Origin of the sequence: Arthrobacter sp. CAU 1506 (genome assembly GCF_005047635.1) — a bacterium.
In the GTDB taxonomy this organism is placed as follows: Bacteria; Actinomycetota; Actinomycetes; order Actinomycetales; family Micrococcaceae; genus Crystallibacter.
This window is the reverse complement of the sequence record NZ_SUKC01000008.1, coordinates 90,933-114,838: the sequence shown is the minus strand read 5'-3', so window position 1 is coordinate 114,838 and position 23,906 is coordinate 90,933. Positions and strand designations below refer to the sequence as shown.

The 23,906-nt window shown below is 65.8% G+C and carries 26 protein-coding genes; 11 read left to right on the top strand and 15 right to left on the bottom strand.

Annotated elements, in window-relative coordinates; genetic code table 11:
- Positions 1–217: 217 nt before the first annotated feature.
- Complete coding sequence (locus tag E4J89_RS10940) at positions 218–1,465, bottom strand: substrate-binding domain-containing protein (RefSeq protein ID WP_136786169.1); 1,248 nt, start codon at positions 1,463–1,465, stop codon at positions 218–220.
- Positions 1,466–1,554: 89 nt separating this feature from the next.
- Here E4J89_RS10940 and E4J89_RS10935 point away from each other — a divergent pair, with 89 nt between their 5' ends.
- The 3 genes from E4J89_RS10935 to E4J89_RS10925 are packed head-to-tail and all read left to right on the top strand — an operon-like array spanning position 1,555 to position 5,071.
- Positions 1,555–3,093 (top strand): sugar ABC transporter ATP-binding protein, encoded by a 1,539-nt coding sequence (locus E4J89_RS10935; protein ID WP_169303980.1) that lies wholly within the window; start codon positions 1,555–1,557, stop codon positions 3,091–3,093.
- Positions 3,090–4,049: an ABC transporter permease gene (locus E4J89_RS10930; protein WP_136786167.1), complete on the top strand. Its 960-nt coding sequence runs from the start codon at positions 3,090–3,092 to the stop codon at positions 4,047–4,049. The genes E4J89_RS10935 and E4J89_RS10930 overlap by 4 nt, the downstream gene beginning before the upstream one ends.
- A complete protein-coding gene (locus E4J89_RS10925; protein ID WP_136786166.1) occupies positions 4,046–5,071 on the top strand; it encodes an ABC transporter permease in 1,026 nt (341 codons plus the stop codon). The genes E4J89_RS10930 and E4J89_RS10925 overlap by 4 nt, the downstream gene beginning before the upstream one ends.
- A gap of 97 nt (positions 5,072–5,168) precedes the next feature.
- On the opposite strand, the gene E4J89_RS10920 is transcribed toward E4J89_RS10925, so the two are convergent.
- Positions 5,169–5,486, bottom strand: coding sequence for a hypothetical protein (locus E4J89_RS10920; RefSeq protein ID WP_205754468.1), 318 nt, complete (start codon positions 5,484–5,486; stop codon positions 5,169–5,171).
- Between the two features lie 137 nt (positions 5,487–5,623).
- Here E4J89_RS10920 and E4J89_RS10915 point away from each other — a divergent pair, with 137 nt between their 5' ends.
- Positions 5,624–6,136 carry a hypothetical protein gene (locus tag E4J89_RS10915; RefSeq protein ID WP_136786165.1) on the top strand — a complete coding sequence of 171 codons (513 nt, stop codon included), beginning with the start codon at positions 5,624–5,626 and terminating at the stop codon, positions 6,134–6,136.
- A gap of 40 nt (positions 6,137–6,176) precedes the next feature.
- Positions 6,177–6,746 (top strand): MOSC domain-containing protein, encoded by a 570-nt coding sequence (locus E4J89_RS10910; RefSeq protein ID WP_136786164.1) that lies wholly within the window; start codon positions 6,177–6,179, stop codon positions 6,744–6,746.
- Positions 6,747–6,904: 158 nt separating this feature from the next.
- Here the strand turns inward: E4J89_RS10910 and E4J89_RS10905 are convergent, their stop codons facing one another.
- From E4J89_RS10905 to mgtE, 6 genes are all read right to left on the bottom strand, one after another.
- Positions 6,905–7,927 carry a 1-aminocyclopropane-1-carboxylate deaminase gene (locus E4J89_RS10905; RefSeq protein ID WP_136786163.1) on the bottom strand — a complete coding sequence of 341 codons (1,023 nt, stop codon included), beginning with the start codon at positions 7,925–7,927 and terminating at the stop codon, positions 6,905–6,907.
- 215 nt (positions 7,928–8,142) lie between these two features.
- Positions 8,143–9,096 carry a DUF368 domain-containing protein gene (locus tag E4J89_RS10900; protein WP_136786162.1) on the bottom strand — a complete coding sequence of 318 codons (954 nt, stop codon included), beginning with the start codon at positions 9,094–9,096 and terminating at the stop codon, positions 8,143–8,145.
- Positions 9,097–9,150: 54 nt separating this feature from the next.
- On the bottom strand, positions 9,151–9,588 hold the full coding sequence (locus E4J89_RS10895; RefSeq protein ID WP_136786161.1) for a VOC family protein: 438 nt from the start codon (positions 9,586–9,588) through the stop codon (positions 9,151–9,153).
- A gap of 283 nt (positions 9,589–9,871) precedes the next feature.
- On the bottom strand, positions 9,872–11,329 hold the full coding sequence (gene cycA / locus E4J89_RS10890) for a D-serine/D-alanine/glycine transporter (protein WP_136786160.1): 1,458 nt from the start codon (positions 11,327–11,329) through the stop codon (positions 9,872–9,874).
- A gap of 406 nt (positions 11,330–11,735) precedes the next feature.
- Complete coding sequence (locus tag E4J89_RS10885) at positions 11,736–12,362, bottom strand: hypothetical protein (protein WP_136786159.1); 627 nt, start codon at positions 12,360–12,362, stop codon at positions 11,736–11,738.
- Positions 12,363–12,396: 34 nt separating this feature from the next.
- Complete coding sequence (mgtE, locus tag E4J89_RS10880; RefSeq protein WP_136786158.1) at positions 12,397–13,806, bottom strand: magnesium transporter; 1,410 nt, start codon at positions 13,804–13,806, stop codon at positions 12,397–12,399.
- Positions 13,807–13,998: 192 nt separating this feature from the next.
- Between mgtE and E4J89_RS10875 the strand changes: the two genes are divergently transcribed.
- On the top strand, positions 13,999–14,367 hold the full coding sequence (locus E4J89_RS10875; RefSeq protein WP_205754467.1) for a serine/threonine protein phosphatase: 369 nt from the start codon (positions 13,999–14,001) through the stop codon (positions 14,365–14,367).
- A 251-nt stretch (positions 14,368–14,618) separates the two neighbouring features.
- Entirely contained in the window at positions 14,619–15,107 is a 489-nt protein-coding gene (locus E4J89_RS10870) for a hypothetical protein (protein WP_136786156.1), read from the top strand.
- A gap of 19 nt (positions 15,108–15,126) precedes the next feature.
- Here E4J89_RS10870 and E4J89_RS10865 read toward each other — a convergent pair whose 3' ends face one another.
- From E4J89_RS10865 to E4J89_RS10835, 7 genes are all read right to left on the bottom strand, one after another.
- Positions 15,127–16,110: an acyl-CoA thioesterase gene (locus tag E4J89_RS10865; protein WP_136786155.1), complete on the bottom strand. Its 984-nt coding sequence runs from the start codon at positions 16,108–16,110 to the stop codon at positions 15,127–15,129.
- A 134-nt stretch (positions 16,111–16,244) separates the two neighbouring features.
- Positions 16,245–16,652 carry a VOC family protein gene (locus E4J89_RS10860; RefSeq protein ID WP_136786154.1) on the bottom strand — a complete coding sequence of 136 codons (408 nt, stop codon included), beginning with the start codon at positions 16,650–16,652 and terminating at the stop codon, positions 16,245–16,247.
- 39 nt (positions 16,653–16,691) lie between these two features.
- Positions 16,692–17,189, bottom strand: coding sequence for an SRPBCC domain-containing protein (locus tag E4J89_RS10855; RefSeq protein WP_136786153.1), 498 nt, complete (start codon positions 17,187–17,189; stop codon positions 16,692–16,694).
- A gap of 16 nt (positions 17,190–17,205) precedes the next feature.
- Positions 17,206–17,535: a helix-turn-helix domain-containing protein gene (locus E4J89_RS10850; protein ID WP_136786152.1), complete on the bottom strand. Its 330-nt coding sequence runs from the start codon at positions 17,533–17,535 to the stop codon at positions 17,206–17,208.
- Positions 17,536–17,643: 108 nt separating this feature from the next.
- Positions 17,644–18,225: an isochorismatase family cysteine hydrolase gene (locus E4J89_RS10845; protein WP_136786151.1), complete on the bottom strand. Its 582-nt coding sequence runs from the start codon at positions 18,223–18,225 to the stop codon at positions 17,644–17,646.
- Between the two features lie 3 nt (positions 18,226–18,228).
- Positions 18,229–19,656 carry a cytosine permease gene (locus E4J89_RS10840; RefSeq protein ID WP_136786150.1) on the bottom strand — a complete coding sequence of 476 codons (1,428 nt, stop codon included), beginning with the start codon at positions 19,654–19,656 and terminating at the stop codon, positions 18,229–18,231.
- A 133-nt stretch (positions 19,657–19,789) separates the two neighbouring features.
- Positions 19,790–20,737, bottom strand: a complete 948-nt coding sequence (locus E4J89_RS10835; protein WP_136786149.1) for a flavin reductase — start codon at positions 20,735–20,737, stop codon at positions 19,790–19,792.
- A gap of 140 nt (positions 20,738–20,877) precedes the next feature.
- Here E4J89_RS10835 and E4J89_RS10830 point away from each other — a divergent pair, with 140 nt between their 5' ends.
- The 4 genes from E4J89_RS10830 to E4J89_RS10815 are packed head-to-tail and all read left to right on the top strand — an operon-like array spanning position 20,878 to position 23,904.
- Entirely contained in the window at positions 20,878–21,564 is a 687-nt protein-coding gene (locus tag E4J89_RS10830; RefSeq protein ID WP_136786148.1) for a GntR family transcriptional regulator, read from the top strand.
- Between the two features lie 48 nt (positions 21,565–21,612).
- Positions 21,613–22,731: an LLM class flavin-dependent oxidoreductase gene (locus E4J89_RS10825; protein ID WP_136786147.1), complete on the top strand. Its 1,119-nt coding sequence runs from the start codon at positions 21,613–21,615 to the stop codon at positions 22,729–22,731.
- A complete protein-coding gene (locus tag E4J89_RS10820; protein ID WP_136786146.1) occupies positions 22,724–23,356 on the top strand; it encodes an amino acid synthesis family protein in 633 nt (210 codons plus the stop codon). The genes E4J89_RS10825 and E4J89_RS10820 overlap by 8 nt, the downstream gene beginning before the upstream one ends.
- Entirely contained in the window at positions 23,353–23,904 is a 552-nt protein-coding gene (locus tag E4J89_RS10815) for an amino acid synthesis family protein (RefSeq protein WP_136786145.1), read from the top strand. The genes E4J89_RS10820 and E4J89_RS10815 overlap by 4 nt, the downstream gene beginning before the upstream one ends.
- Positions 23,905–23,906: the final 2 nt, after the last annotated feature.

Below are 23,906 nucleotides of genomic sequence, written 5' to 3'. Positions count from 1 at the left end.
CTCCAGCCCAGCCGACATCACGAGCTGAGCTTTCCCATCGCTGCGCAACCAGCCCATTTTCATCTGTCTCCTATGACTACTGATCGGCGTGCACCAATGGTGCACGCCGATCAGATGAGCGACCGCCTGCAGGTCTCGTCGTCCTTGCCGTGGAACTAGTTCGACGTCGGACTTGCAAGCTTGGGTGCCATCTTAGCTATGCCGTACCCGGAACGCGTCAGCTGCTCGGGTTGTTGAAGTACTCCTTGAGAACTTCGTCCGGGAAGAACATCTCCGGGTCGCCCGCCAGATCCATTGAATCCGTCGTCTTCCACGCAGGATCTACCAAATCCTTGAGGTTCGACCGGTCTACAACGAATGGGTTGTTGACGAACTGGTTGATCTTCGGCCCCTCGCCCTTAAGGATGCGCAGTCCGATATCCACGGCTACCTGCGACTGCCTGACCGTTGGCGTCGTGGACCCTACGTAGGGGTAGTCGGCATTCTGGGCAGCCCAGCTTGCGAAGCCCTGGGTGGCGCCGATGTCCGCAATAGGGGGTGCCTCAAGTCCCGACTCGTGGAACGCGTTGAGAACACCGAGGCCCATAGTGCCCGATTGCAGGACGCCGTCGACACCAGCTGGATTCGTAGCGAGGTACTGCAAGGTGGCAGTCTGCGCGGTGGTCGCTTCGAAGAATCCGGTCACCTCACCAGCTACCGACACGTCGGGGCACAGCTCAAGCACGTTCTGGAAGCCCTCCTCTGCGTACAGTTCATTCGAGATTCCCGGGATTCCGGTAACACGAAGTACGTTGCCCTTGCCACCGATGGCGCTCAGGGTGCCCGCGCCGACATTCATCGCCTGCAGCACGCTGTTGCCCGTTACGGATACGGCATACTCCGAGTCGACAATGGACTGCATGGAGACCACGGGGATGCCTGCCTCACCGGCGGCCTTCACCGCGTCGACGGATGGTTCGCCGGCCAAGGGAATGAAGAAGATGATGTCCGGTTTGAGAGCGACAGCCTGGCTGAACTGCTGCAACTGCAACGGCACATTGGTGGGGTCGTCGGGTGCAAGGTCGGCGACGATCTCGACGTCGGCGGCTGCCAGCTCTTTTCGGACCGTATCCAGCATGACGTTGACGAACGCACTGGCCGGAGGCATGCCGACGATGGCTGCCGTGTATTTCCCGTCCTTCTCCGACTTCCAGTCGGCCCAGACCGACTTCTTGATCGGCAGCGGGTAGGCGTTGTAGGCCGCCGCAGTCTCGGGGCTGAACTCCTTGAGCAGCCCGTCCGGATCGTTCGCTCCGAGGTCCGGTACAGAGCCACACTGGCCCGCGGCCGCCGAAGCGGCCGGCTGAGCGACCTGATCGGCATCTGGTGACCCAGCCGCGGAGCACCCCGCGAGTCCGAGAGCCGCCAGCGTGACAACTGCCGTCCCGATCAGGGCAGGGCGCCCTACATTCGTGCGCTTCTTCATCTTTGCACTCCTCCTTAAGTCAGCGCCGTATGCGCCTTTGACAGAACAGTAGACCGATGCGATACGTTTCGTCTAGTATTATTCGTGGCATGCGTCACATGGCGTACTCGAGGAGGAGTGATATGGAAGAAGGGTCGACAGGTCTGCACCTGTCAGCGCTGCGTAAACGCTTTGGGGCAACCATCGCTCTCGCCGACGGCCACCTGCACGTCAAACCGGGCGAGGTTCACACCCTCCTCGGAGAGAACGGCTCGGGTAAGAGCACGCTGGTCAAGATCATTGGCGGCGTGCACCGGCCGGATGACGGTGACCTGACGCTCGACGGCGATGCCCTCGTCTTCCGATCCCCCCGGCAGGCTAATGCCGCGGGGATCGCAACGGTCTTCCAGGAAGTGCTCACCGCGGCCAGCCAATCAGTTCTCGAGAACATCTGGCTCGGAACGGACGGCATGTTCCGGCGCCGCCGCAGCAGCGCGGAACAACGCGCGACGGCCGCAGAAGTGCTGGGCCGCCTGGTCGACGGCATTCATTTGGATTCTCCTGCCGGAGCCCTTTCCCTTTCAGACCGGCAGGCCATTTGCATTGCCCGCGCGCTGGTCCGCAACCCTCGCGTCCTCGTTCTGGATGAGTCGACAGCGGCGCTGGATGTGCAAACGCGTGACCGCCTGTTCGCGGAAATGCGGCGGCTTAAGTCTGAGGGTTGCGCTATCCTCTTCATCTCGCATCGTATGGACGAGGTCGAGGAGATCTCTGACCGTGTCACTGTGCTCCGCTCCGGGCGGACCATCTCCACCGTGGACCGCGCCAGCATGTCTATTGGCCAGCTGATCTCTGATATGACCGGGACTTCCAACGTCGTCGAACACGGAACGCTGGACCGCGAACTCGGCCCCACCGTTCTTGCGGCGGAAGGTATCCGGCTTGCCCCGGCAGCAGAACCCATCGATTTCGCATTGCGCCGCGGCGAGCTCGTCGGCCTCGCGGGCCTTGAAGGACATGGCCAAGACCAGTTCCTGAGGCGACTGGCGGGACTCATCGACGGCGACGGAGTCGTCGCTCAGGTCCCGGCCGGCGGAGAAAGCACGAGGCACCCCGACTCCGGTAGAACTGGCATCGCCTACTTGCCCAGGGAGCGTCGGGGAGAATCTCTGTTTGAACCGATGTCCATCCGGGAAAACTTCGCGCTTCCCACCATGCAGAAAGACGGCCGGGGACCGCTGCTGAGTTCCAACCGTATGTCCGAACGGTTTGCCGCTGCCGCAAAGAGCCTGAGCATTAAATTCGGCAATGCCACCGACGCCATCTCAACACTGTCCGGCGGGAACCAACAGAAGGTACTGCTGGCCCGGTGGCTGGCAACTGACCCGGCGGTGCTCTTGTTGAACGATCCGACCCGGGGCGTGGATATCACCACCAAACGTGAGATCTACGCTGCCCTCCAACAGCTCTGCGCGGAGGGAATGAGTGTGGTCATGCTCTCCAGCGAGGTCGAAGAACACGTGGAGCTTGTGGACCGCGTCCTCGTTTTCCGAAACCAGAGCCTGTTCGCGGAAATTGCGCGGGCCGAGATCGGCCATGAAGCTATCGTCGCAGCCTATTTCGGGCAGAAAGTCGCAGGTGTCGCATGAACCGGGTGCTGAGCATGTTTCAACGATGGCCATTCGCGTTTGCGATGCTGCTCTGCGCCGTCCTGTTGCTGATAAACCTGATGGTTTCTCCCAGCTTCGTCTCCCCTGGCCGGATCGGTACCACGCTGGCCACCCTCGCACCGTTCGTGTTGGTCGGCTTCGCATCCACACCGGCCATCCTGGCCGGAGGCATAGATATCTCCGTGGGCCCCTTGGCCACACTGATCAACTGCGTTTTCGTCGCCGTCCTGATCCCCGCCGGACTGGGTAATTGGCCGCTGGCAATCCCTCTCTTGCTTGCCATCGCGATGGCGGTCGGCGCCATCAACGGCATTCTTGTGGCGGTCGTCCGCCTGCACCCAGTGGTGGCGACCACCGGCGTACTGTTCCTGCTCATCGGTGCCTCGTTGACCATCGCAAAGAACCCCGTCATCGCGCCGGACAACTGGACTCGGCCGCTGGCAGGCTCCATCGGCCTCGTACCCGGTGCGGTCATCACGCTGGGCGCCGCGGCACTCGTGTGGTTCTTGTTGAAGAGGACTGTCTTTGTCAGCAACCTGCGCGCCACCGGCGAGAGCGACTCCTCAGCCTACGGATCCGGCGTGAACGTGACCGCGATCCGGGTGCTCGGCTACACGCTGGGCGGCTTGTTCGCCGGCATCGCCGGGATTGCCCTGTCGGCCCTGTTACAGGCCTCCGGATCCTCGCTTGCCACCACGTATGCGCTCCTTGGCCTGGCAGCCGCAGTTCTCGGCGGCACCAGTCTCGGCGGCGGACGGGGCGGCCTGCTCGGGACGTTCTTTGGGGCGCTTGCCATCTACCTCCTCCAGCAACTGCTGACTTCCGCCGGGGTCCAACCGAACCTCATCGAATTCACCTACGGATTGCTGCTGATCGTCGGTGTTGTGCTCGGCGCAACGCTGCTTAGCCCTCGAATTTCACGGAGAACCGCATGACCGCCCAGCCTTCAGTCGACGCCGCCCTCGCTCCGGCCCGCTCCCGAGACGGGCTCTGGTCCCGCACCCGAACGTTGGTGCTGCAACAGCCGATCCTGCAAATGCTGGTGCTCGCCGTCATCGTCGCATGGCTAGTCGCGACCGTCCCGGGCATCGCCAACCTTCGATCTGCCACGGCGCTGCTCATCATTGCGTCGCTGCTCGCGCTCGCCGCGATGGGCCAGACCTTGGTGGTGATCCTTGGCGGACTCGATCTGGCGATTCCCGGTTACGTGATTTTCGGCGCCTTCGTTGCAGCCAATCTGGCCGGCGGACAAGGCTGGCCCGTCCCGGTGGCATTCCTCGTAACTATCGCTGTGTGCGGCGGTCTCGGCGCGGCCATCGGCTATCTCTGTCATCGTTTGAGGGTTGAGCCGCTGATGATGACGCTGGGCATGGGCGCCGTCATCACGGGAGGCACACTGTTCCTGACCCATGGCAACTACGCTGCCGCGCCACCAGACTCCCTGCGCGCCTTGGCAGGAGTCACCAGCAAGACGTTCAGTCTGCCGATTCCGCCCATCATCCTGATTGTGGCGGCCGCTGCAGTGTTGTTGTGGCTGGGGCTCACCCGCACACCCGCCGGCCGCAGCCTCTACGCAACCGGAATCAACGTCCGCGCAGCGAAGCTCACCCGCATCAACACCACCGCAGTGTGGACAATTGTGTTCGCCGCCTCGGGTGCACTCGCCGGCATCGCAGGGATGTTCATAGCGAGTTTCAGTTCCGGTTGGGCACAATCGATCGGCGAACCATACCTGTTCTCCGGGTTGGCCGCGGTCCTCGTCGGCGGGACCACCTTTGGCAGCATCCGCGGCAGCTTCACCAGGACCCTGTTGGGCGCCCTCATCCTCACGGGCCTGTCTACCATCATCGTCAGTAACGGCCTGGCAGAGGCCCAGAGCCGCATCATTTACGGCGCCATCATTCTGATGGTCGTGGCGCTCTATGGCCGAGAACGGCACGTCCGAGACCGGTTCTGACGGCGCGACTCCTCCAGCCGTCTAGGTCAGCGGGAGCCGCGGTGCACACTGCGGCTCTCGCTGCCGTCACTGCCCTGCCTACGGCGATGGCCCCTGCCTAGATGTCGTCCTCGTAGGCGGGCCCGCCTTCGCCTTCCCAAGTTTCGATCCGCTTGATCTTGGTGGCGTTGAATTTGCGGCGGACGCCGTAGCCGCCGTGGTCGTCGTCCTCGATGAAGGCGACGCCGAACTGCCCCAGGGCCCGGCGGAGCTGCTGGTTCTGCTCCGGCGTCAACGGTGCGTTGCCCTTCTCAAAGTCTCGCACCTGCTGCTTGTCCAGGCCGGCGTTTCTCGCAATGACCTTGGCGGAAACCTGCGTGAGGGCACGAGCCGCACGTGCCAGATCCGAGGTGATCATCAGTGGGTTCTTGCTCATGGCCCGATCATCCCAGCTTTCGGGCAGGAGTCTAATCCGCAGCTTTTGGCCTCGCGGGGGTAGTAAATCGTCGGTGTAACGCTGTGGACCGGACGGCGGTCGGCCTTATTGAGGGGTGGGTGCCCTAGATTGGAGCCATGATCGCGCTGCAGGCTCCTGATCCAGTAGAGGTTGTGGTCCAAAACGGCGCCCCGGACGGGTGGGACGTGCTCGCCTCGCTGGGTCCGCTGGCGATCCTGCTAGCTGCCGTTATCGCTGCTTTCATCGGCTGGCGCAGCACTCAGACCCAGGCCGAAGCCAGCCGCCGGGCGCAGTGGTGGGAGCGGGCCGAATGGGCGCTGGATGCTTCGATGTCCTCCAGCTTGGACCGACGGGTGGTCGGCTTGGGGGTACTGACGCTCTTGGCCGAAAGCAACCTGGCCGGCGAGGAAGAGGCGCGGATCCTGCAGGTCGCTTCCAACGACAGTCTGGCCCAGAAGGTCACCGCACTTGGGGACGTCGAGGCCAAGCAGCCCACGACCCGGGTCTCCGGTCTCCCGGAGTACGAACGTGTCATGGTTGAGGCCGCCAGGCTCCGGGTAGTGACGGACCGGAAGATCGGGCAGCAGACGCCCGAGTGGGTTGTGGAGCTGACCCGGGTGCCGCACTGAACCAGCCCCACGGCCTACCCATGTACGGCAAGCTGGAAACATGACGACGTACCGGTACCCCGTCGAGATCATGCACCTATTGGTGTCGCCGGCTCATGCCTACTTTGGCCGGGCGAAGGACGGCGCTGCCGAGGTACCTACGGAAGACCGTGACCGGGCCGAGGTGGTGGCGGGCAAGGGCATTGTGGGCGACCGGTTCTTTGGCAAGGCGGCCCACATGGATGCGGCGGTCACGTTCATGGCGGTGGAATCGCTCGAGGCCATCGCCGCCGAATTGGGCGCGGAGCCGTTTGATCCGCTGCGGACGCGGCGCAACGTGGTGCTGCGGGGAGCCCAGCTGGCGCCGCTGATTGGCGAGGAATTCGCGGTGGAATCCCGGGGTAAAGAGGTGCGGTTCCGCGGCGGTCGGCACGCCCACCCGTGCGCCTGGATGGACCGGATGCTGGCACCGGGCGCCCACGCCGCGATGCGCGGTCGCGGCGGCCTGCGCTGCCAGCCCCTGTCCAGCGGAATCCTGCACCGCGGACCGGCGCTACTGCTCAGCCCGGTGGAACTGCTGCCGGGAGAGGCGGGTACAGCCGTCCGGCCTAGGCCGGGGCGGCTGCCGTAACCGGCGGGAGGTAGCTGCCGGCCGCCGGTTGTCAGCCCCTACGGATCGCACGCACCCGGCAGCTGGGCCGCCAGCACCCACCCGGAAACCCGGGGCGGGAAGGGTCCACGGCGATGCCGGACCGGCGGCGCCCATCTGAGCGCCGCCGTCGTTGTTTTCTAGCTCCGGAACAGGGCGCTGTAGGCGTTGAGCGCCGGTTGGCCGCCGAGGTGGGCGTAGAGCACGTTGCTGTCGGCGGGGATCTGCTTGCTGCTGACCAGGTCGATCATCCCGGCCATGGACTTGCCCTCGTAGACCGGGTCGGTGATCATCGCTTCGAGCGAGGCGCTGAGCCGCATGGCTTCCAGGGTGGAGTCGACCGGGATGCCGTAAAGGTCGCCGGCCCAGCCCTCCAGCACGGTGATCTCGTCGTCGCGCAGGTCCCGCTCCAAGCCGATCAGCTTCGCGGTGTTTCGGGCGATGCGGCCGACCTGTTCCCGGGTCTTGGCCAGGGTGGCGGAGGCGTCGATGCCGATTACGCGGCGCGGGCGGCCGCCGGCGTCCTCCAGCGCGGCGAAGCCGGCGATCATGCCCGCGTGGGTGGAGCCGGTGACGGTACAGACCACGATGGTGTCGAAGAAGACGCCGAGTTCCTCCTCCTGCTGCTGCACCTCGTAGGCCCAGTTGGCGAAGCCCAGCCCGCCGAACTTGTGCTCCGAGGCGCCTGCGGGAATGGGATAGGGCTTGCCGCCGGCTGCCTCCACTTCGGCGATGGCGTTCTGCCAGGAGTCGCGGATACCGATGTCGAAGCCGGCCGGGTCCAGCCGTACGTCCGCTCCCATCAGCCGGGACAGCAGGATGTTGCCTACCCGGTCATTCAGCGGGTCTGGCCAGTCCACCCAGCTCTCCTGGACCAGCACGGCCTTCAAGCCGAGCTTCGCCGCCACCGCCGCGACCTGCCGGGTGTGGTTCGACTGGAAGCCGCCGATGGAGACGATGGTGTCCGCGCCCTGCGCAAGGATGTCCGGGACGATGTACTCCAGCTTGCGGGTCTTATTGCCGCCGAAGGCCAGGCCCGAGTTCACGTCCTCCCGCTTGGCCCAGAGCTGTGCCCCGCCGAGGTGCTGGCTGAGCCGCGGCAGGTGGTGGATGGGGCTGGGCCCGAAGGTGAGTGGGTAGCGTTCGAAGTCAGTGATGGCCATGTGGTCCTCGTTCTGTCGATGGGCGTGCTCCGGTCCATTCTTGCCCGTCCGAGGGATGACAGAAAGAGGAAAGCCGACACGTTTTCATCATTCAGGGTCCGGCGGACCGGCCGGCCCGAAGGGTTGGCTGACGGGTGGGGCGGTCCGAGGGCTTGGCAGCTGGCCTGCGGGCTTGCCAGGCTGGCGGACCCGAGGGCTCTGCGGGCTCGCCGACCCTAAAACTCGGCGGGTCGCAGGTCTTTGTCGGCACGCCGTTCCCGCCACCACAACAGGAGAACCAGCGCCGCGCCGGCCAGGCCCGCGACCAGGGGCCAGCCCCATGGCTCTTCGCCGGGCCAGAGCAATGTTGGACCCTGCTGCCAAGGCCACAGGGCCCGGAGCGAACCGAGAATCAGTCCCGTGGCGACCAAGAGGGTTAGCCGTCGATGAACCCGCAGCAGATACGCCAGGACTCGGACGATGGAGGCCAACCCAACGACAGCACCGGCGACGAACATCCCCAAGTAGCCGAAGTCCCGCTGGCTGACCGCCGCAAGGGTGGGTTGGTACATGCCGAAGGCCAGGAGGATAAAGGACCCCGAAAGTCCGGGCATCGCCAGGGCACAGACTGCCACCGCACCGCTAAGAACAATGACCCACGCCGCGGGGCTTTCAACCTGACCTGCCGGAAGCCCCAGCAGCAGGAATGCGGCCAGGCCAACCGCCAGGACGATTCCTATCTCCGCCACCTTGGGAGTGGGCGCGGCCGGATCGGCTTCCCGGGCCATGGTGATGGGTACCAGCAGGCTGGCTGACACCATCCCCAGGAACAAGGCGCTGGCGACGACGGGATGGTTCTCGACGAAATGATGCAGCGGCCCTGACAGCGCGAAGAGCGCCAGGAACATGCCTGCCGCCAACGGGAGAAGCAGGCCCCACTCGACCTTGCCCAGCTGGTTGGCCGCCCCACGGCCATCGCGCTTGGAGACGGCATGGGTGACAGCGCCTACGAGGTGGTTCGCGGACAGCACCAGGCGCTCAAAGACGCCCAGGACAAGCGCCACCGTTCCCCCGGAGACGCCCGGCACCAGTTCGACCAGCCCGATGAGCATGCCCCGGAAGGCGTTGCTGAGCCCGGCAAAGACGTTTGGCGGCGTGGACAGGGAACGGGGAGGCTGGGAGGAAACCATCGAGAACCAACCTAGTATGCCCCCGAGCCCCGCCCAATTCCGTCTGTGCCCCGGCTACTGCGTCTCGCCGTCCTGCGGTGCGGTGATGTTGACCATCCAGCTGACGCCGAAGCGGTCCGTGAGCTGGCCGAAGTAGTCGCCCCACGGGGCCCGTTCCAGCGGCAGGTTGACGGTGGCGCCGTTGCTCAGCCCCTCCCAGTAGCTGCGGAGCTTGTCATCGTCGGCCGGATCGTCGCCGTTGGAGCTCAGCGAGATGGTGCCGTTGCCGGAGGTGGGCATTTCGGCCGGCGCGTCCGAGGCCATCAGCTGGAACCCGCGGTCTACGTAGAGCGACGAGTGCATGATGTTGGAGCTGGTCTGTGGGTTCTGGTCCCCCATGCCCTCCGCATAGGTCATCTTGCTCAGTTCGCCGCCGAACACGGAATGGTAGAACTCGACGGCTTCGGCGGCGTTGCCGCTGAACTGCAGGTAGGGGTTCATTCCCAGTGCCATGGTGTGCCTTTCGGACAGAAGGTCTGCGGTGCTTGCCGCCAACATTCTTGCCGGTCTTTTCACTGCTGGGAAGGGCTGCGGCCGCGGGCGGTCCGGGACGTGCCGCTGTGGCCGCTCCCGGAGGTGATCGTGGGCAGCATGGCTGGAGGAACTAAATGGGCCGGTGAACACCACAGCCGCCTTGCCCAAGTGGCGGGCAAGGCGGCTGCGGTACGGTCGGCGCGCACCGCCGTCGTTGTTTTTTATTGGATCGACGACGGCGGGTGCCGAAGGAGGCCGGACGCTACGGTGCGGAGATGGTTTCCCGTTCGCGGCCGTCGCGGTTGGCCTTCTCCTCGGCGACCTTGGCGTCGTGGGCGGCGCGGATCCGGGCGTGCTCCGGGTTGCGGCGCAGCACCATATAGCCGATGCCGAGCCCGATGAACCAGAGCGGGGTGAACAGCAGCGCGGTCAGCGTGTCCGTCTGGGTGGTCAGTGCCCAGAGGATGAAGGCGAAGAAAGCCATGACCACGTAGGGCATGAAGGCCCCGCCGGGCATCTTGAACTTGCTGTCCGCATGCAGTTGCGGCCGACGACGGCGGTAGACCACGTAGCTGAGCAGGATGATGGACCAGACGAACATAAAGCACAGCGCCGAGATGGTGGTGACCAGGGTGAACGCCTCGGACACGCTGCCCTCGGCGTAGAGCAGCACCACACCGGCCAGCAGGAACATGCAGGAGAACAGCAGGGCATTGCGCGGCACGCCGCGGCCGGACAGCTTGCCGAACCGCTTCGGGGCGTCGCCCTCCTGGGACAGACCGTAGATCATGCGCGAAGTGGAATATATCCCGGAGTTCGCCGACGAGGTCGCCGAGGTCAGCACCACGAAGTTCACCACGCCGGCCGCGCCCACCAGGCCGGCCAGCGCGAACATGCCCACGAACGGGGAGGCGTCGGCGCTGAACGCCGTCCACGGCTCCACGGCCATCAGCACGATCAGCGCGCCCACGTAGAAGATCAGGATGCGGATGGGGATGGAGTTCACCGCGCGGGGCAGGTTCTTCTCCGGGTCCTTGGTCTCGGCGGCGGTGGTGCCCACCAGTTCGATGCCCACGAAAGCGAAGACGGCAATCTGGAAGCCGGCCACGAAGCCCATGAAGCCGGTGGGGAACATGCCACCGTGCTCCCACAGGTTGGCGAAGGAGGCGCGTGAGCCCTCGTGCTCGAAGCCGGTGATGATCATGACCAGGCCCACCACGATCAGCGCCACGATGGCCACGATCTTGATCAGCGCGAACCAGAATTCGGTCTCGCCGAAGGCCCGCACGGTGGGCAGGTTCAGCGCCAGCAGCAGCAGGATGCAAGCCAGTGCGGGGACCCACAGCGGCAGGTCAGGCCACCAGAAGGCCACGTAGTGCGCGATGGCCACCACGTCCGCGATGCCGGTGACCACCCAGCAGAACCAGTAGGTCCAGCCGGTGAAGAATGCCGCCCACGGGCCGAGGATGTCGCCGGCGAAGTCGCTGAAGTTTTTGTAGTCGGTGTTGCTCAGCAGCAGCTCGCCCATGGCCCGCATGACGAAGAACAGCATGGAGCCGATGATCATGTAGACGAAGATGACCGACGGGCCGGCCACCGAGATGGTCTTGCCCGAGCCCATGAAGAGGCCGGTGCCGATGGCCCCGCCGATGGCAATCAGCTGGATATGGCGGCTGGACAGAGCCCGCCGCAGATGAGGTGCTGTACTGGTGGTGCTCATGTGTTCCTTAGGGGTGGGACTGCGTCGCTGCGGGATTTTCCCGTCGAACCGGCCGGAACAGGCATCTTCGGCGTCCGGCCACAGCGACGTCAGGTCTTTCCCGCGGGCCCCAGAAAGGGGCGGGCGGTGACCTACGCCACGAAAACTTATCTTCCGCTCCTCCCGCGGGTCAAATCGAGAAGCCTGCTTGGGGTGGCCGGCAGGTGTTGGAACCATAGCGGCAATGGCGTACGACGGCGACGGATTGGCCCTGTATCGCTCCTCGCCGAGGGCCTAGGGCTCGACAGTGGTACTCGCCACAGGAGTGGGCACCGTCCCTTCCTGCTCAGGGAGGGACGGTGCCCAAGGAAGCCGTAGTTGGAGAAGACTGCCGGCGATCATCCGGCCCGGCGGCCTTTGGCGATCATCAGGCGGACGCGAGGATCAGCGGGGGCTGGCCGGGCAAGGTGCAGGTGAGATTCAGGGCCGTGCCGGGCTGCTCGCTGGGGTCCGGGATGCGGTGGACGGTGAGTGTCAGCGGGCTGGCGTCGATGGTGGTGACGGTGCCGGAGGTGGCGGGCACCGCCGTCGTGATTTCGGGGACGATGCCGCCGGTGCCGCCGCTGCCGCGGACCGGGATGGCGCCGGTCAACGGTTCGAGCTTCCCGTCCACGTCCAGGAACTGTTCGGCGCCAGCGCCGCCTTGCACCATGGCCGTGGCGAGCGCGGTGGCGTAGACGGGGTCGGCGCAGGCGTCGTAGATCCAGCGATCCCCCAGCACCGAGTGCTCCATGGTCCCGGCCAGGAATTCTTCGGCGCCGGGCAGCGGTGCGCCGCGGTACGTCAGCGGGACGTGCAACACCTGCCCGCCGGCGGAGAGCAGGTGCGTTTCCATCCCGACCTCGCCGGACGGATCATCGAAGCGGAAGGCGCCGAGGTGCTCCAGCTCGGCGGCATCGGCCCCGAGTTCCTGGAACCACGGCTGCTCGGGCAGCCAGGATTTGAGGAGATCCTGCTTGGAGGGATTCAGGACTGCGTCGTAAATGATGGCCATGCCCGTAGCCTACGGGCTTCCCGCCGACGCCGCCTCAGATTCCCAGGACCGTGCGGGCAATCATGAAATACACCAGCAGGCCCGCGGCGTCGATGAAGGTGGAGATGAACGGATTGGAGAAGACCGCGGGGTCCACCTTGAGAAAGCGGGCCAGCATGGGCATCAGGCCGCCGACCGCTGCCGCCATAGTGCAGATGGCCAGCAGGGACGCTCCCATGACCAACCCGATGGCGGGCCCGTAGAAGACGGCGGCCACGACGAAGCCCAGCCCTCCGATCAGCAAGCCCAGCGTCGCGCCGACGCGCACCTCCTTGCCAAGCACCTTCAGCAGGTCGCGGGGCGTGACCTCTTTGAGTGCCAGCGCCCGGGTCACGGTGGTGGCCGCCTGATTGCCCGTGTTCCCGCCAGTGCCGATGAGCAGCGGCACGAAGAGCGACAGCACCACCATCTGCGCGATCGTGGCCTCGAAGACTTCCAGCACGCTCACCGTCAGCGTTGCGCCCACCGCCAGGACCAGCAGCCACACCAGGCGGGATTTGACGATCCTGGAAATCGGGGTGGCCAGATACGGCCGGCGCAGCGGCTCGCTGCCGCTGATGCGCGACTGATCTTCGGTCTCGGCTTCTTCCAGGATGCGCAGCGCGTCGTCTACCGTGAGGATCCCGACCACCCGCCGCTCGCTGTCCACTATTGGGAGGGCCAATAGTTTGCGGCCCGTGCACAGGCGCGCCGCGTCTTCCTCCGGCGTGGTGGCCGATTGGCAGTAAGCGTCGCCCATGATGGCGTCCACCCGGGTGTCAGGTTCCGCGGAGAGGAGCCGGCGCAGGCTGACCAATCCCACCAGCCGCTTGCCCGCGTCGGTGACCGGCAGAACGTACACCGTTTCCGCATCCTCTAGCCGGCTGTGCAGCCGTTCCAGTGTCTGCCGGACGGTCAGCTCCGGCGTGGTGGTGATGAATTCGGGGCTCATCCTTCGCCCGATCGAACCGCGTGGATACCCCAGCACCACGGAAGTCAGAGCCCGCTGCTCCTCCGTGAGACCGCGCATCAGCTTCCGCGCCACGGTGGCCGGCACTTCGTCGATCAGGGTGACCCGGTCATCCGGTGCCAGACCGTCGAAAAACGCGGCCACCTGCTCATCCTGCAGGCCGTCCAACAGTTCGGCTTGCAGCGCGGGACCGAGCTGCTCGAATACCCGCGCTGCTTGGTCCTTGGGCAGCAGCCGGAAAGCCACCGCGCGACGTCGGCGGTTGAGCCGCCGCAGCCGGCTGACCTGCTCTTCGTCCCCGGCCGCTGCGCCGACCGGAAAATCGAGCGCGTCGAGGATCCGGGACCCTGACAACTCGCCAAGGGACCTTTCCGTCGGAGCCGGCTCCGGGAAGGTGCTTGGTTGCGCTTCCGCGGGCAGTGCCTCCCGCGGACTCCCGTTGTCTTTGCCGGCCATGGTCGTTCTCCCTGCTACTCCGCTCCGCCACACTACCTTGGAACCGTGACGCCCGCCCGGGCGGTGCGGGCGGGCTTCGGGCCAGCTGCGCGGTGGGGTTCCGGGGCGGACTGCGGGCTGGCTGCGGGGTGATGTTCCGGGCGGGCCGACATCACGCGTCGACGGCGGCTTAGTCTGGTTAGGATGGGCGCCATGGCCCATCCGCTTCCGTCCGAGAACACCTTCGACCATGTCCGCGCCCTGGACGGCGAACATGTTGGCTACATCCATATGACCGACGACGGCGGCTTCGTGCCGTTCGATCTCCTGCACCGCCAGCGCGGGGAAGCGTCCGAGTTGGACGAGGCCGAGGCATTGCTGGACGAGCTGGGCCTGCGGCTGTTGGCCGAGGACTGGTGGCTGGATCTGGACGGCGAGCGCGTGAAGGTACTCATCAGGGAAGTGCGGCGTGCCACCGTGTCGGTCTCCCCCGCGCTGACCGGTCCGATCGCCAAGTCCATCGACCTGACCAAGACGATCGAGCTCCCGCTGCCCACCGACCGGCTGCACCAGGCCGGCTGAGGCTTCGTCCAGCCAGTGGGGCCGCTCGGCTGGTCAGCAGGTCCGCTCGACGGCGAACTGCAGCGGCGGCAGCTCGGTCCGGGCGCCAATCCCAGGAAGCGGCTCATGTGCGCCTTCTGATGATCCCCGCTGAGGGATACTGTGCGGAGAAGGATGCTGGCGTCACCTCCGGAAAACCGGGATGGCGGTTGCGAGCGGCGTCGGAATTCAGTCAGGCGCCGGAGCGCAGTCAGCAGAGCGGAGGGCCCGAGGTGCAGACATCACGCGAGGTTGCCTCGTCATTCACGACGGCGTTCACGGCAGCGCGCTTGGTGGCTGCGGCGCTCGGCTGCACCGCCGTCGTCGTAGTCAGCGGTTGCGGCGCGCCGCCTGGTTCGGAGAGGTCCCCGGCCGCTTCGGAAGGGTCCACCGGAGTGTGGGAGCTGCTCGACGCGGCGGAGGTTCGACCGGAATCAACGGAGCTGCGGCTGGCCGTGACCCGGCTTGAATGCGCCAGCGGGGAAACAGGGACCGTGCTTGAGCCAGACGTTCAATTCGAGCGGGACCGGATCGTCATCCGGACTGACGTCGAGCCGTTGACTGGCGGCGCCTACGAGTGCCAAGGCAACAACGCCGTGCCAGTCAACGTGGAGCTCTCCGAACCCGTGGGTAACCGCGATCTGGTGGACGCAGCCTGCCTGGGCGGCGAAGCCGTGGAAACGGTGTTCTGCGAGGACGGCCCGGTGCGCTGGAGTCCCTAGCCGGCTGAGGGCAGGGGGCTCAGCTGTTCCTCTGGCTGCGCTGCCGGAAATGGTATTTGCGCTCGGCGGCGAACTGCAGCGGCGGCAGCTCGGCCCGGCGCCGCATCAGGTCGAGGGCGTGGGCATCCAGCCGCCGGTCCTCGTCGGTGCGCAGCATCAGCTGGGGAACCTCGGCGGCATGGCCGGCGTCGTTACGGGTGACGAAGATGGTCATGCACTGGGTGGTGGGCCGCCACTCGCCGCCGCGCGGATCGCGGGCGCGCACATGCACGGCGGTGTGCATGCTGCGCGGGCCGGTGTGGATCAGCCGCGCCTCAGCCTCCACCAGATCGCCGATGTGCACGGGGTTCAGGAAGTGGATGCCGCCGGAGTAGACGGCCACCGCGTCGCGGCCGCACCAGGACATGGCGCAGGCCCGGGCCACTTCGTCGATCCAGCGCATCACGATGCCGCCGTGGGCGTTCCCGCCCCAGTTCACGTCCGACGGCGCGGCCAGGAACCGGAAGTTCTCCTTCGGCGTGGTGCCCGCATCCGTATAGGCCTGCGCGCGCATGGCGTCCCGGATCTCCGCCCGCGCGGCGATCCGGCCGGCGGCGCCCTCGGCCAGCCGCGCCGACTCATCGTCCGAAGGCTGCCACTGCGGAATCGGCTTGGGGCGCCGGTCCTCGCCCAGCGCCACGAACACCAGGATGCAGTCCATGGCCGGCCGAAATTCGCGTTCGCGGACGTTCGCCGCGTCGACCGTGACCACCACCTGCATGCTGGAGCGTCCGGTGTGCACAATCCGGGCGTCGATTTCGATCAGGTCGCCGTTGCGGATCGGGCGGGTGAAGTGCACGTTGCCCACGTAGGCGGTGACGCAGTAGCTCCCGCTGTACCCGGTGGCGCAGGCGTATCCGGCCTTGTCGATCCACTCCAGCACCCGGCCGGCCTGCACCGTGGTCCCGTCCTCCGAGACATCGGTCGGCGAGGCGAGGAAACGCAGCGTGATCCGGTCGTCCATGTCTGAATGGTAGTCCCCCGCGCGCCGGTGCCCACCTCAAACGGGGGATGACGACGGCGGTGAGCACCGCCGTCGTCATTCCCCCTCAGTGTTGCGGACCCAGGTTGTGCGACCAACGCGGCCCGCGGTGCGGACTACCCCGCGGTGACCTGCCAGAGGTGGTCGTCCGGGTCGGCGAAGACCGCCGAGTAGCCCCACGGTTGCTGGGCGGGCTCCATGACGATTGTGCCGCCGGCTTGCCTGGCCGTTCCGACCACGGTGTCCACGTCCCGCGGCGAGCCGACCGGCAAGCCCAGCAGGCATTCGGTCTGCTCGCCGCTGGCGGTGGGCCGGTTGTTGGTGACCCAGCCGAATCCTCCGGGCGGGACGAACATGAGCCGCAGGCCCGCGTTCACCTCGAACTGGAGCGGCTCGGGCAGGCCGTCGCCGCCGGGTTCGCCGGTGGCCTTGAGGCCCAGGGCGGTGTAGAAGTCGTGGGACTTGCGGCGGTCCTCGGTGGGCAAGGCGACGATCACGGGCTGGCCGTCAGTGAATGTGGGCACGGGCGCAGTTCCTTCCGGTGGGGTGTTCCGTTACGTGGCTCAGACCGTTGCGCGTTCCGCGAGGATGGCGTCGATCTGGCCCATGGCTCCCTGCATGCCTTCGACCATGCCCATCTCCAGCATCTTCTGCAACTGATCGGCGGATTCAAATCGCGACTCGGTGGTCATTCGGGTGCGTCCTTCGATGGATTCCAGCGTCACCGTGGCATACGTGGTGCCCATGTCCGCCACGGGCTCGCCGTCGTCGTCGGCAAATCCGTCCTCGAAGGAGAGTTTGTTGGGCGCTTCGATGGCGGTGAACTTCCACCAGCCGCCCGCCTTCTCGCCGTCCGGACCGGTCATGTAGTAGCTGGCCTTGCCGCCCGGCGTGAACTCGTGCTTGTCGAAGGTGGCGGGCCAGGTTGGCGGCCCCCACCAGCGTTCCAGTTGGCGCGGGTCTTCCCAGATCTGCCACACCCGTTCCACGGGGGCGTCGAACTCGGCGACGATGGTGAACTTCAACGCGTCTTCGTCCTTGATGACATCAATAACCGGCATGATGGTGTGCCCTTTCCTATTCGTCGAGAATGTCCTGGATCCGTTCAACCCGGTGCTGCCAGAGCATCTCGTATTGATCGAGCAGCCGACGCGCTCTCCGCACTCCCTCAAGATGAGGCCGCACCATCTGCTCCCTACCGCGCTTCTCCTTAACCACCAGGGAAGCCCGCTCCAACACCGCCACATGTTTCTGCACGGCGGCAAAACTCATGGCGTAGCCCGCTGCCAGCCCCGACACCGAGAACTCTCCGGTGAGCACCTTGGCCACGATGTCGCGGCGGGTGGCATCGGCGAGCGCCTGGAACAGGCGGTCCAACTCGGTGTCACTGACTTGATCTACAACCATTTGGTTGTAGGTTAGTCCCGCGCGGCGAAGGCGGTCAAGGTTTTTTGCAGAAAACGCCCGACGGCGGCACGCGGGTGCCGCCGTCGGGCGCGAGGAGCGTTTTGGCCGTCAGACCGTCGCGGCTTGAGGCCGGGATGCCAGTTCAGCACTGTCGGTCACAATGACCATCGGCGAGAGCAGTTCCATTAAGGCCAGGGTTGACTCGTGCGCCTGGTCGCTCTGGCCGGCACAGGCGTCCGCGACCACCGTGACGTAGCGTCCGGCATCCGCTGCCCCCAGTGCGGTGGCCAGGATGCAGCAGTCGGTGGCGACGCCGGTGAGGATGATCTCGTCGCCCGCCGGGATCCGGCCAGCCAGTTCGGCGCCCCACTTGGTGAACGTCGGCAGGTCCAGCGTCGCGCCGACGTCGACCCCGGGCAGCTCCACGTCCCAGACCGGGTTCGTCGGGTCCAGCCGCATGCTCTGCCAGCGGTCGTAGTAAGCGGACCAGGAACCGGACTCGGTCGGATCCGGCACAAACCGCGTGATGATCGGATCGAAGCCACCGCGCACCAGCCTGGCGATGACCCCGGCCGCCTCGTCGTAGCGCGGAACGTGCCAGTCGCCCTGCTGGCGGAATGCCCGCTGCATGTCGATCACCACCAGATGCTGCTGCCCCACGGCGCGGTCGGTCCGGTTCCGGTCCGGCATGTCCTAGCCCTCCTTGTCGGCGATGAGCAGCGGACGCCCGGACAGCCGCGGCAACCGGTAGGTCACCAGGTAAACCACGGTCGCGATCGCGGCGCCAACGTAGAACGACAGGTCGCCGATCTGCGGGAAAGCTGCTGCAACAGGGCCAGTGTAGATGGCGGAAATCCAGAACGGCGAGGAGCCCAGCACACCGGCCGCCCAAGCGATGAAGCCCCATTCGAACTTCCGCGACTTGTCGTAGAGCTCCTGGATGCCCTGCTGGCTTCGGCGTCCGCCCAACAGGTAATCGCAGATCAGCACCGCCACGTACGGCGCAATGCAGTAGGCGGTCAGGTTCAGGAATGCGGTGAAGCCGTCATAGAACCCGTGCTGACCCCAGAGCGCCACCAAGTACGAGGCGATGCAGATGAAGACGACGGCGACATGGCGGCTGACCGGCACGCCCATGGTCTGGATGGAGATGGCTCCGCCGTAGACGTTCAGGAAGTTCTGCGTAAAGGAGGACAGCGCCACGATGCCCAATCCGATGATGGCCCACGGGCCCATCAGTTCGTCCAGCGCCGCAATGGTGTCGGAAGAGGTGGCGGTGGAGCCGAGCAGCGCGCCCAGGATGCCCATCCAGGACAGCGTGATGAAGTTGCCCAGCATGGTGAACCAACCGGCGCCGCGGCGGTTGGTGGCGCTGTTGGGCAGGTAGCGGGAGTAGTCGGAGGCGAACGGCATCCACGCGACGATGTAGGAGAAGAAGTAGCCGAAGAAAATGATCCAGCCGCCCACGCCCAGGAAGCCTTCGGCGTCGGGGTTGGGGGTGTTGACGATCTTGCCGGAGGCCACCGTCACGACTGTGACGAAGATGAAGCCGGCCAGCAGCACGAAGGAGAGCACCCGCTGCAGGAAGTGGATCAGGTTGTAGCCCATCACGGCCACGCCGAGCTGCAGCAGCATCAGGGCCAGGGCCGAGAGCCAGAACGGCATTCCGGTGAGCAGCCCGATAGCCTGCCCGCCAAGAATCACCGTGACGGAGGCCCAGCCCACGCCGGCGAATACATTGACGTAGGCCACCGGCAGCAGGTTGCCGATGAAGCCCAGGGGGCCGCGGGCCTGCATCTGCTGCGGGATACCGAGCCGGACGCCCATGCCGGAGAGGTAGCCCATAACCGCGGCGGCGATCAGGCCGGCCCCCAGGATGGCCAGAACTGCCGACCAGAACGGCAGGCCGAAGTAGGCGGCGCTGAAGCCCAGCACCACCAGCGGGAAGTTCATCCCTGCGGCGAACCAGAGGAAGAACTGCGAGCGAGGCTTGCCGTGGCGTTCCACGTCCGGAATATGCTCGATGCCGTACGGCTCGATCTTTGTGAGGCTGTCGCGGTAGCCCCGGTCTTCAGCGATGCTGTCCTCCCCGACGGGCACGCTGTTGGCTTGAGTGTTCACTGTGGTCCCTTAGATTCTCGATCGGTACCGGCGGCCCCTGTGGGCAGTCGGATGGAACGGCCCGGTCGGCATCATTGCCTGCCCGGGGGCGGTGCGCTTGTTCGCGGTGAAGTCCGCGTCCGATGGTCGGTGGTTACAGCGGGGACAGGCCTTCGCTGTCGTAAAACCGGCCGGCCTGGTAGACCATGGGCGCGGCGTCGGTGACCTCGGCGTGCCGCACGCGGCAGATGAAGATGGTGTGGGTCTTGGCTTGGAAACGTTCCCGGATCTCGGCTTCCAGCGCGGCCGAGGAACCATCCAGCAGCGGGGAACCGTTGGGGCCGGCGTGCCAGTCGGTCTCGGCGAATTTGTCCGCGGCCTTGGACGCGAAGGTGGAAACGGTGCCCTGCTGCCGGTTGCTGAGGATGTTGATGCCCAAGTGGGTGGAGGCGAACAGGGCCGGGTAGGTGGACGAGGTCTTTTGGATGCAGACCATCACCAGCGGCGGTTCCAGCGACACGGAGGCGTAGGCGTTCACGGCCAGACCCTTCGGAGTTTCCCCCTCAGTGGTCGTCACCACGGTCACGCCGGTAACAAACTGCCGGTTGAACGTCTTCATGATCTCCGGGTCCGGCTCCCCGGAGAGTGAATCAACAACGACGCCGGTGCCCGCCTCTGCGAGTGCGTCACCCAGGTGTCGAATACCGAGCGATCCCAGCAGCTCACTGCTATCCCAGGTCACCGTCTCCTGCTTGATCCGGCCGCTTTCCATGGTCACGAAATTGGAACCGCGGGTCTGCACCCGACGGCCGGTTGGCGGCACCCCCATGAAAGAGGCCCGGTGGGTTCCGGTTGAGGTCCAGAAGATGGCCGCGGTGTCGCCGTCGACAACCACGGCATCCACGGTGGTGGCCAGGTCCGGGAAGGCCTGTCGGACCTCCCGGATGTCCTGCTGCAGTTGCTCGAGGCTCATGCTCTTGCCGCTGCCCTTGCTGATCCTGATGTAGTCCGGTGTCGCCAACGCCTCGAGCGCTTCGACTTCACCGCGGTCCCACGCCGCCGCCCAGACACTTGCCACTGCACTATCGAAAGTCTGTTGCATGGCAGTGAGCGTAATGTAGATCACCAGAGAAGGTCAACAACAATCTCAAATTTCCCGTAGAGACCACGCAAACACCGGAATTGTCGCGATTTTGCTGCTAACCCTTGACGACTTCATGCATGCAACATAATCTCTGATGTATGCAAGAGACCTTCACCACCGAGCAGGGCCTGACCGTTCCCGTCCACGACCTGCCGCTCCTCGACCGAGTCCGGACGCTCATCCTGGGCGGTGACTTCCCTCCCGGCGCTCCCGTGTCCGAGGTGTTCCTCGCCCAGGAATTCGACGTGAGCCGCACGCCGATACGCGAAGCGCTGAAGCAGCTGCAGCACGAAGGGCTGGTGGAGATCCGGCCGAAAGTCGGGACCTTCGTCCGCGAACCCACTCGACGCGAGATCGTCGAACTGTTCCAGCTCAAGGAGAGCTTCGAAGGGCTCGCCGCCGGCCTGCTGGCCCGCCGCGGACCTGTACGCGAGCTTGCGGTCCTGGAACGCAACTTGGAGGAGTCCGACGAAGCGGCCGCCTCAGGCGACGCCGAGCGCTATGCGGCGCTGGTGCATGAGTTCCACCAGACCATCATCCTAGGCGCCGACAACAACAAGCTGACCGAACATTACGGCCGCCTGATGAACCAGTTGGCCTACCACCGGCTGGTCCTGCGCACCGCCGGGCACCCCGGCCGGATCATCGCATCGACCGCCGAACACCGGACGGTGCTGGAGATGATCAAGGACAAGGACCACTTCGGCGCCGAAGCGGCCATGCGCAACCACGTCTACGCATCCTCGCGTGAAGTCCTGACCGACTCGCGGACCCGAAACGACTGACCTTCTACATCATCATCCGGGCTTCTCAGCCCTGTGAAAGGACCAACCATGCGCTTTTCCATCTTCCATGGCCTCGGCGCCCCCGGCGACTTGGGCAACTACAACCAGCATATGAAGGACGCCCGCGAGTACGCGGTGGCCGCCGAGAAGTACGGCTTCTGGTCCACTTGGTACACCGAACACCACTTCGGCCACGAGGGCCAGGAACTGACTCCGAATCCCATCCTGATGGGCGTGGACATTGCGGCCCGCACCTCGAAGATCCGCATTGGCCAGGCCGCTTCGATCGTCACGTTCTGGCATCCGCTGCGGCTGGCCGAGGACCTGGCACTGCTCGACCAGCTCTCCGACGGCCGGCTCGAGGTCGGCGTCGGCCGCGGCCTGTACGGTCGCGAGGCACTGAACCTCAACCCGGCGGCCGATCCGCGCGACCAGGAGAAGAACCGGGCGTTGTTCGCCGAGACCATGGAGATCCTGGACAAGGCCTGGTACAACGACTTCTTCAGCCACAAGGGCGAGTTCTACGAGTTCCCTGCCCCAGGCGTGAAGTGGAATCACCCGCTGTCTCCTGCCACCCCTGAGTACACCGAAGACGGTGTGATCACCAAGATGGCGGTGACTCCCCGGCCGCTGCAGCCGAAGCTGCCGCTGTGGCAGGTCATCGACACCCCGCGGTCCATCATCGGTGCCGCCCAGAACGGCGTGCAGGGCATCTTCTGGCTGCCGCCGGTCTCCGCGCTCAAGGGCCGCTTCGAGCTGTACCGCGAGCACGCCGCGCAGGCCCAGGGCCGCGAGGTTCCACTGGGCGAGGGCATCGCGCTGGTCCGCGACGTGTACGTGGCCGACACCATGGAACAGGCGCGCGAAGAATTCGAAGAAGCCGTGATGAACACCTACCGCTGGATCACCCACTGGCGCGGCTTGTCCAACCTGATGGAAGAGGGCGAAGAACTCACCGACGCGCACACGCTGGACTTCGACATGCTGATGGACCGCAACATGCTGGTAGGCACACCGGAATACGTCACCGAGAAGATCCAGGAGCTGCAGCGCGAGGTCGGCCTGGAGCACATGATGCTCTGGACCACCCACCCCGGCCTGAAGCACCAGAAGGCCATGCGCAGCCTGGAGCTGTTCTCCGAGAAAGTGAAGCCCCATTTTGACTAGCAGCACCGATCCGGCTGCCTCCGGCGGACAGGCCGGCCTCCGAAAGATCGTCTACTACCAAGAAGAAGTGCTGCAGGAAAACGGTGCCGTGGCTTCGGCTCCGGTGTTCCGGGCGACCGCCGCGGCGGTGATTGCCAACCCGTGGATCGGGACGCCGCCGGAGACTGATCTGGCGCCGGCGTCGAAAATGATCGCCCCGGTGGTGGCCCGGCTGCTGACCGACCGGCTGATTGCCGGGCTCGGCGGCGCAGAACGGATCGAGGCGTTCGGCAAGGCCGCCATCGTCGGCACGTCAGGCGAAATCGAACATGCCGGAGCCATGATCCATACGCCGTACTTCGGCAACCTCGTGCGCGAGTTCCTGGAAGGAACGTCCATCATCTGCTTCGCCGACGACCGGGCCGGGGCCGGCGAGGCGCTGGTGGTGCCGATGTGGCACAAGAACCAGGCGTCCACCCGCAGCCACTACCAGACCATCACCGCACGGATCTCCGACGGGCCCCGGCCGGACGAGATCGTGGTGGTTGCCGCGGCGTCCACCGGCCCGCGCCCGCACGCCCGAATCGGCGACCGCAGCACCGACCCCGCCGTCACATCCCGCATCCTCGAAGGAGCCACCGCATGAACGTCCGCAAGATCGTCACGCTGACCGAAGAAACCCTCACCGAGGGCGGCCGCCCGGTCGAACCCAACGCCCGGGTCGCCGTCGTCGCGGCGGTCATCGACAATCCCTGGCACGGCCAGGGATTCGTCGAAGACCTGACCGCCGGCATCGACGAGGCAGCCTCCAAGGTGGGCGAGCTGTTGGCCCCGCGCGTGGTCAAGGCGCTCGGCGGCACGGTGGAAGCCTACGGCAAGGCCGCAATTGTAGGGCTGGAGGGCGAGATTGAGCACGGCTCGGCGCTCATCCACACCCTCAAGTTCGGCGACCACTTCCGCAATGCCGCGAACGCCACCACGCTGCTGCCAGCCGTGGAAAAGCGCGGTCCGGCCGGAGTCACCTTCGACATACCGCTCAAGCACGTCACCGACGCGACCATCCGCTCGCACCACCAGAGCATCGAGGTCCGGCTCGCCGACGCGCCGCATCCTGGCGAGATCGTGATCGCGCTGGCCGCCGCCTCGCAGGGCCGCCCGCAGCAGCGGCTGGCACCTTTGGCCACCGAACAGTAACC

Bases quoted from the DNA above. Each gene is read 5' to 3' on its own strand.
- E4J89_RS10940 (WP_136786169.1), bottom strand. From the start codon at position 1,465: ATGAAGAAGCGCACGAATGTAGGGCGCCCTGCCCTGATCGGGACGGCA.
- E4J89_RS10935 (WP_169303980.1), top strand. From the start codon at position 1,555: ATGCGTCACATGGCGTACTCGAGGAGGAGTGATATGGAAGAAGGGTCG.
- E4J89_RS10930 (WP_136786167.1), top strand. From the start codon at position 3,090: ATGAACCGGGTGCTGAGCATGTTTCAACGATGGCCATTCGCGTTTGCG.
- E4J89_RS10925 (WP_136786166.1), top strand. From the start codon at position 4,046: ATGACCGCCCAGCCTTCAGTCGACGCCGCCCTCGCTCCGGCCCGCTCC.
- E4J89_RS10920 (WP_205754468.1), bottom strand. From the start codon at position 5,486: ATGAGCAAGAACCCACTGATGATCACCTCGGATCTGGCACGTGCGGCT.
- E4J89_RS10915 (WP_136786165.1), top strand. From the start codon at position 5,624: ATGATCGCGCTGCAGGCTCCTGATCCAGTAGAGGTTGTGGTCCAAAAC.
- E4J89_RS10910 (WP_136786164.1), top strand. From the start codon at position 6,177: ATGACGACGTACCGGTACCCCGTCGAGATCATGCACCTATTGGTGTCG.
- E4J89_RS10905 (WP_136786163.1), bottom strand. From the start codon at position 7,927: ATGGCCATCACTGACTTCGAACGCTACCCACTCACCTTCGGGCCCAGC.
- E4J89_RS10900 (WP_136786162.1), bottom strand. From the start codon at position 9,096: ATGGTTTCCTCCCAGCCTCCCCGTTCCCTGTCCACGCCGCCAAACGTC.
- E4J89_RS10895 (WP_136786161.1), bottom strand. From the start codon at position 9,588: ATGGCACTGGGAATGAACCCCTACCTGCAGTTCAGCGGCAACGCCGCC.
- cycA (WP_136786160.1), bottom strand. From the start codon at position 11,329: ATGAGCACCACCAGTACAGCACCTCATCTGCGGCGGGCTCTGTCCAGC.
- E4J89_RS10885 (WP_136786159.1), bottom strand. From the start codon at position 12,362: ATGGCCATCATTTACGACGCAGTCCTGAATCCCTCCAAGCAGGATCTC.
- mgtE (WP_136786158.1), bottom strand. From the start codon at position 13,806: ATGGCCGGCAAAGACAACGGGAGTCCGCGGGAGGCACTGCCCGCGGAA.
- E4J89_RS10875 (WP_205754467.1), top strand. From the start codon at position 13,999: ATGGCCCATCCGCTTCCGTCCGAGAACACCTTCGACCATGTCCGCGCC.
- E4J89_RS10865 (WP_136786155.1), bottom strand. From the start codon at position 16,110: ATGGACGACCGGATCACGCTGCGTTTCCTCGCCTCGCCGACCGATGTC.
- E4J89_RS10855 (WP_136786153.1), bottom strand. From the start codon at position 17,189: ATGCCGGTTATTGATGTCATCAAGGACGAAGACGCGTTGAAGTTCACC.
- E4J89_RS10850 (WP_136786152.1), bottom strand. From the start codon at position 17,535: ATGGTTGTAGATCAAGTCAGTGACACCGAGTTGGACCGCCTGTTCCAG.
- E4J89_RS10845 (WP_136786151.1), bottom strand. From the start codon at position 18,225: ATGCCGGACCGGAACCGGACCGACCGCGCCGTGGGGCAGCAGCATCTG.
- E4J89_RS10835 (WP_136786149.1), bottom strand. From the start codon at position 20,737: ATGCAACAGACTTTCGATAGTGCAGTGGCAAGTGTCTGGGCGGCGGCG.
- E4J89_RS10830 (WP_136786148.1), top strand. From the start codon at position 20,878: ATGCAAGAGACCTTCACCACCGAGCAGGGCCTGACCGTTCCCGTCCAC.
- E4J89_RS10825 (WP_136786147.1), top strand. From the start codon at position 21,613: ATGCGCTTTTCCATCTTCCATGGCCTCGGCGCCCCCGGCGACTTGGGC.
- E4J89_RS10815 (WP_136786145.1), top strand. From the start codon at position 23,353: ATGAACGTCCGCAAGATCGTCACGCTGACCGAAGAAACCCTCACCGAG.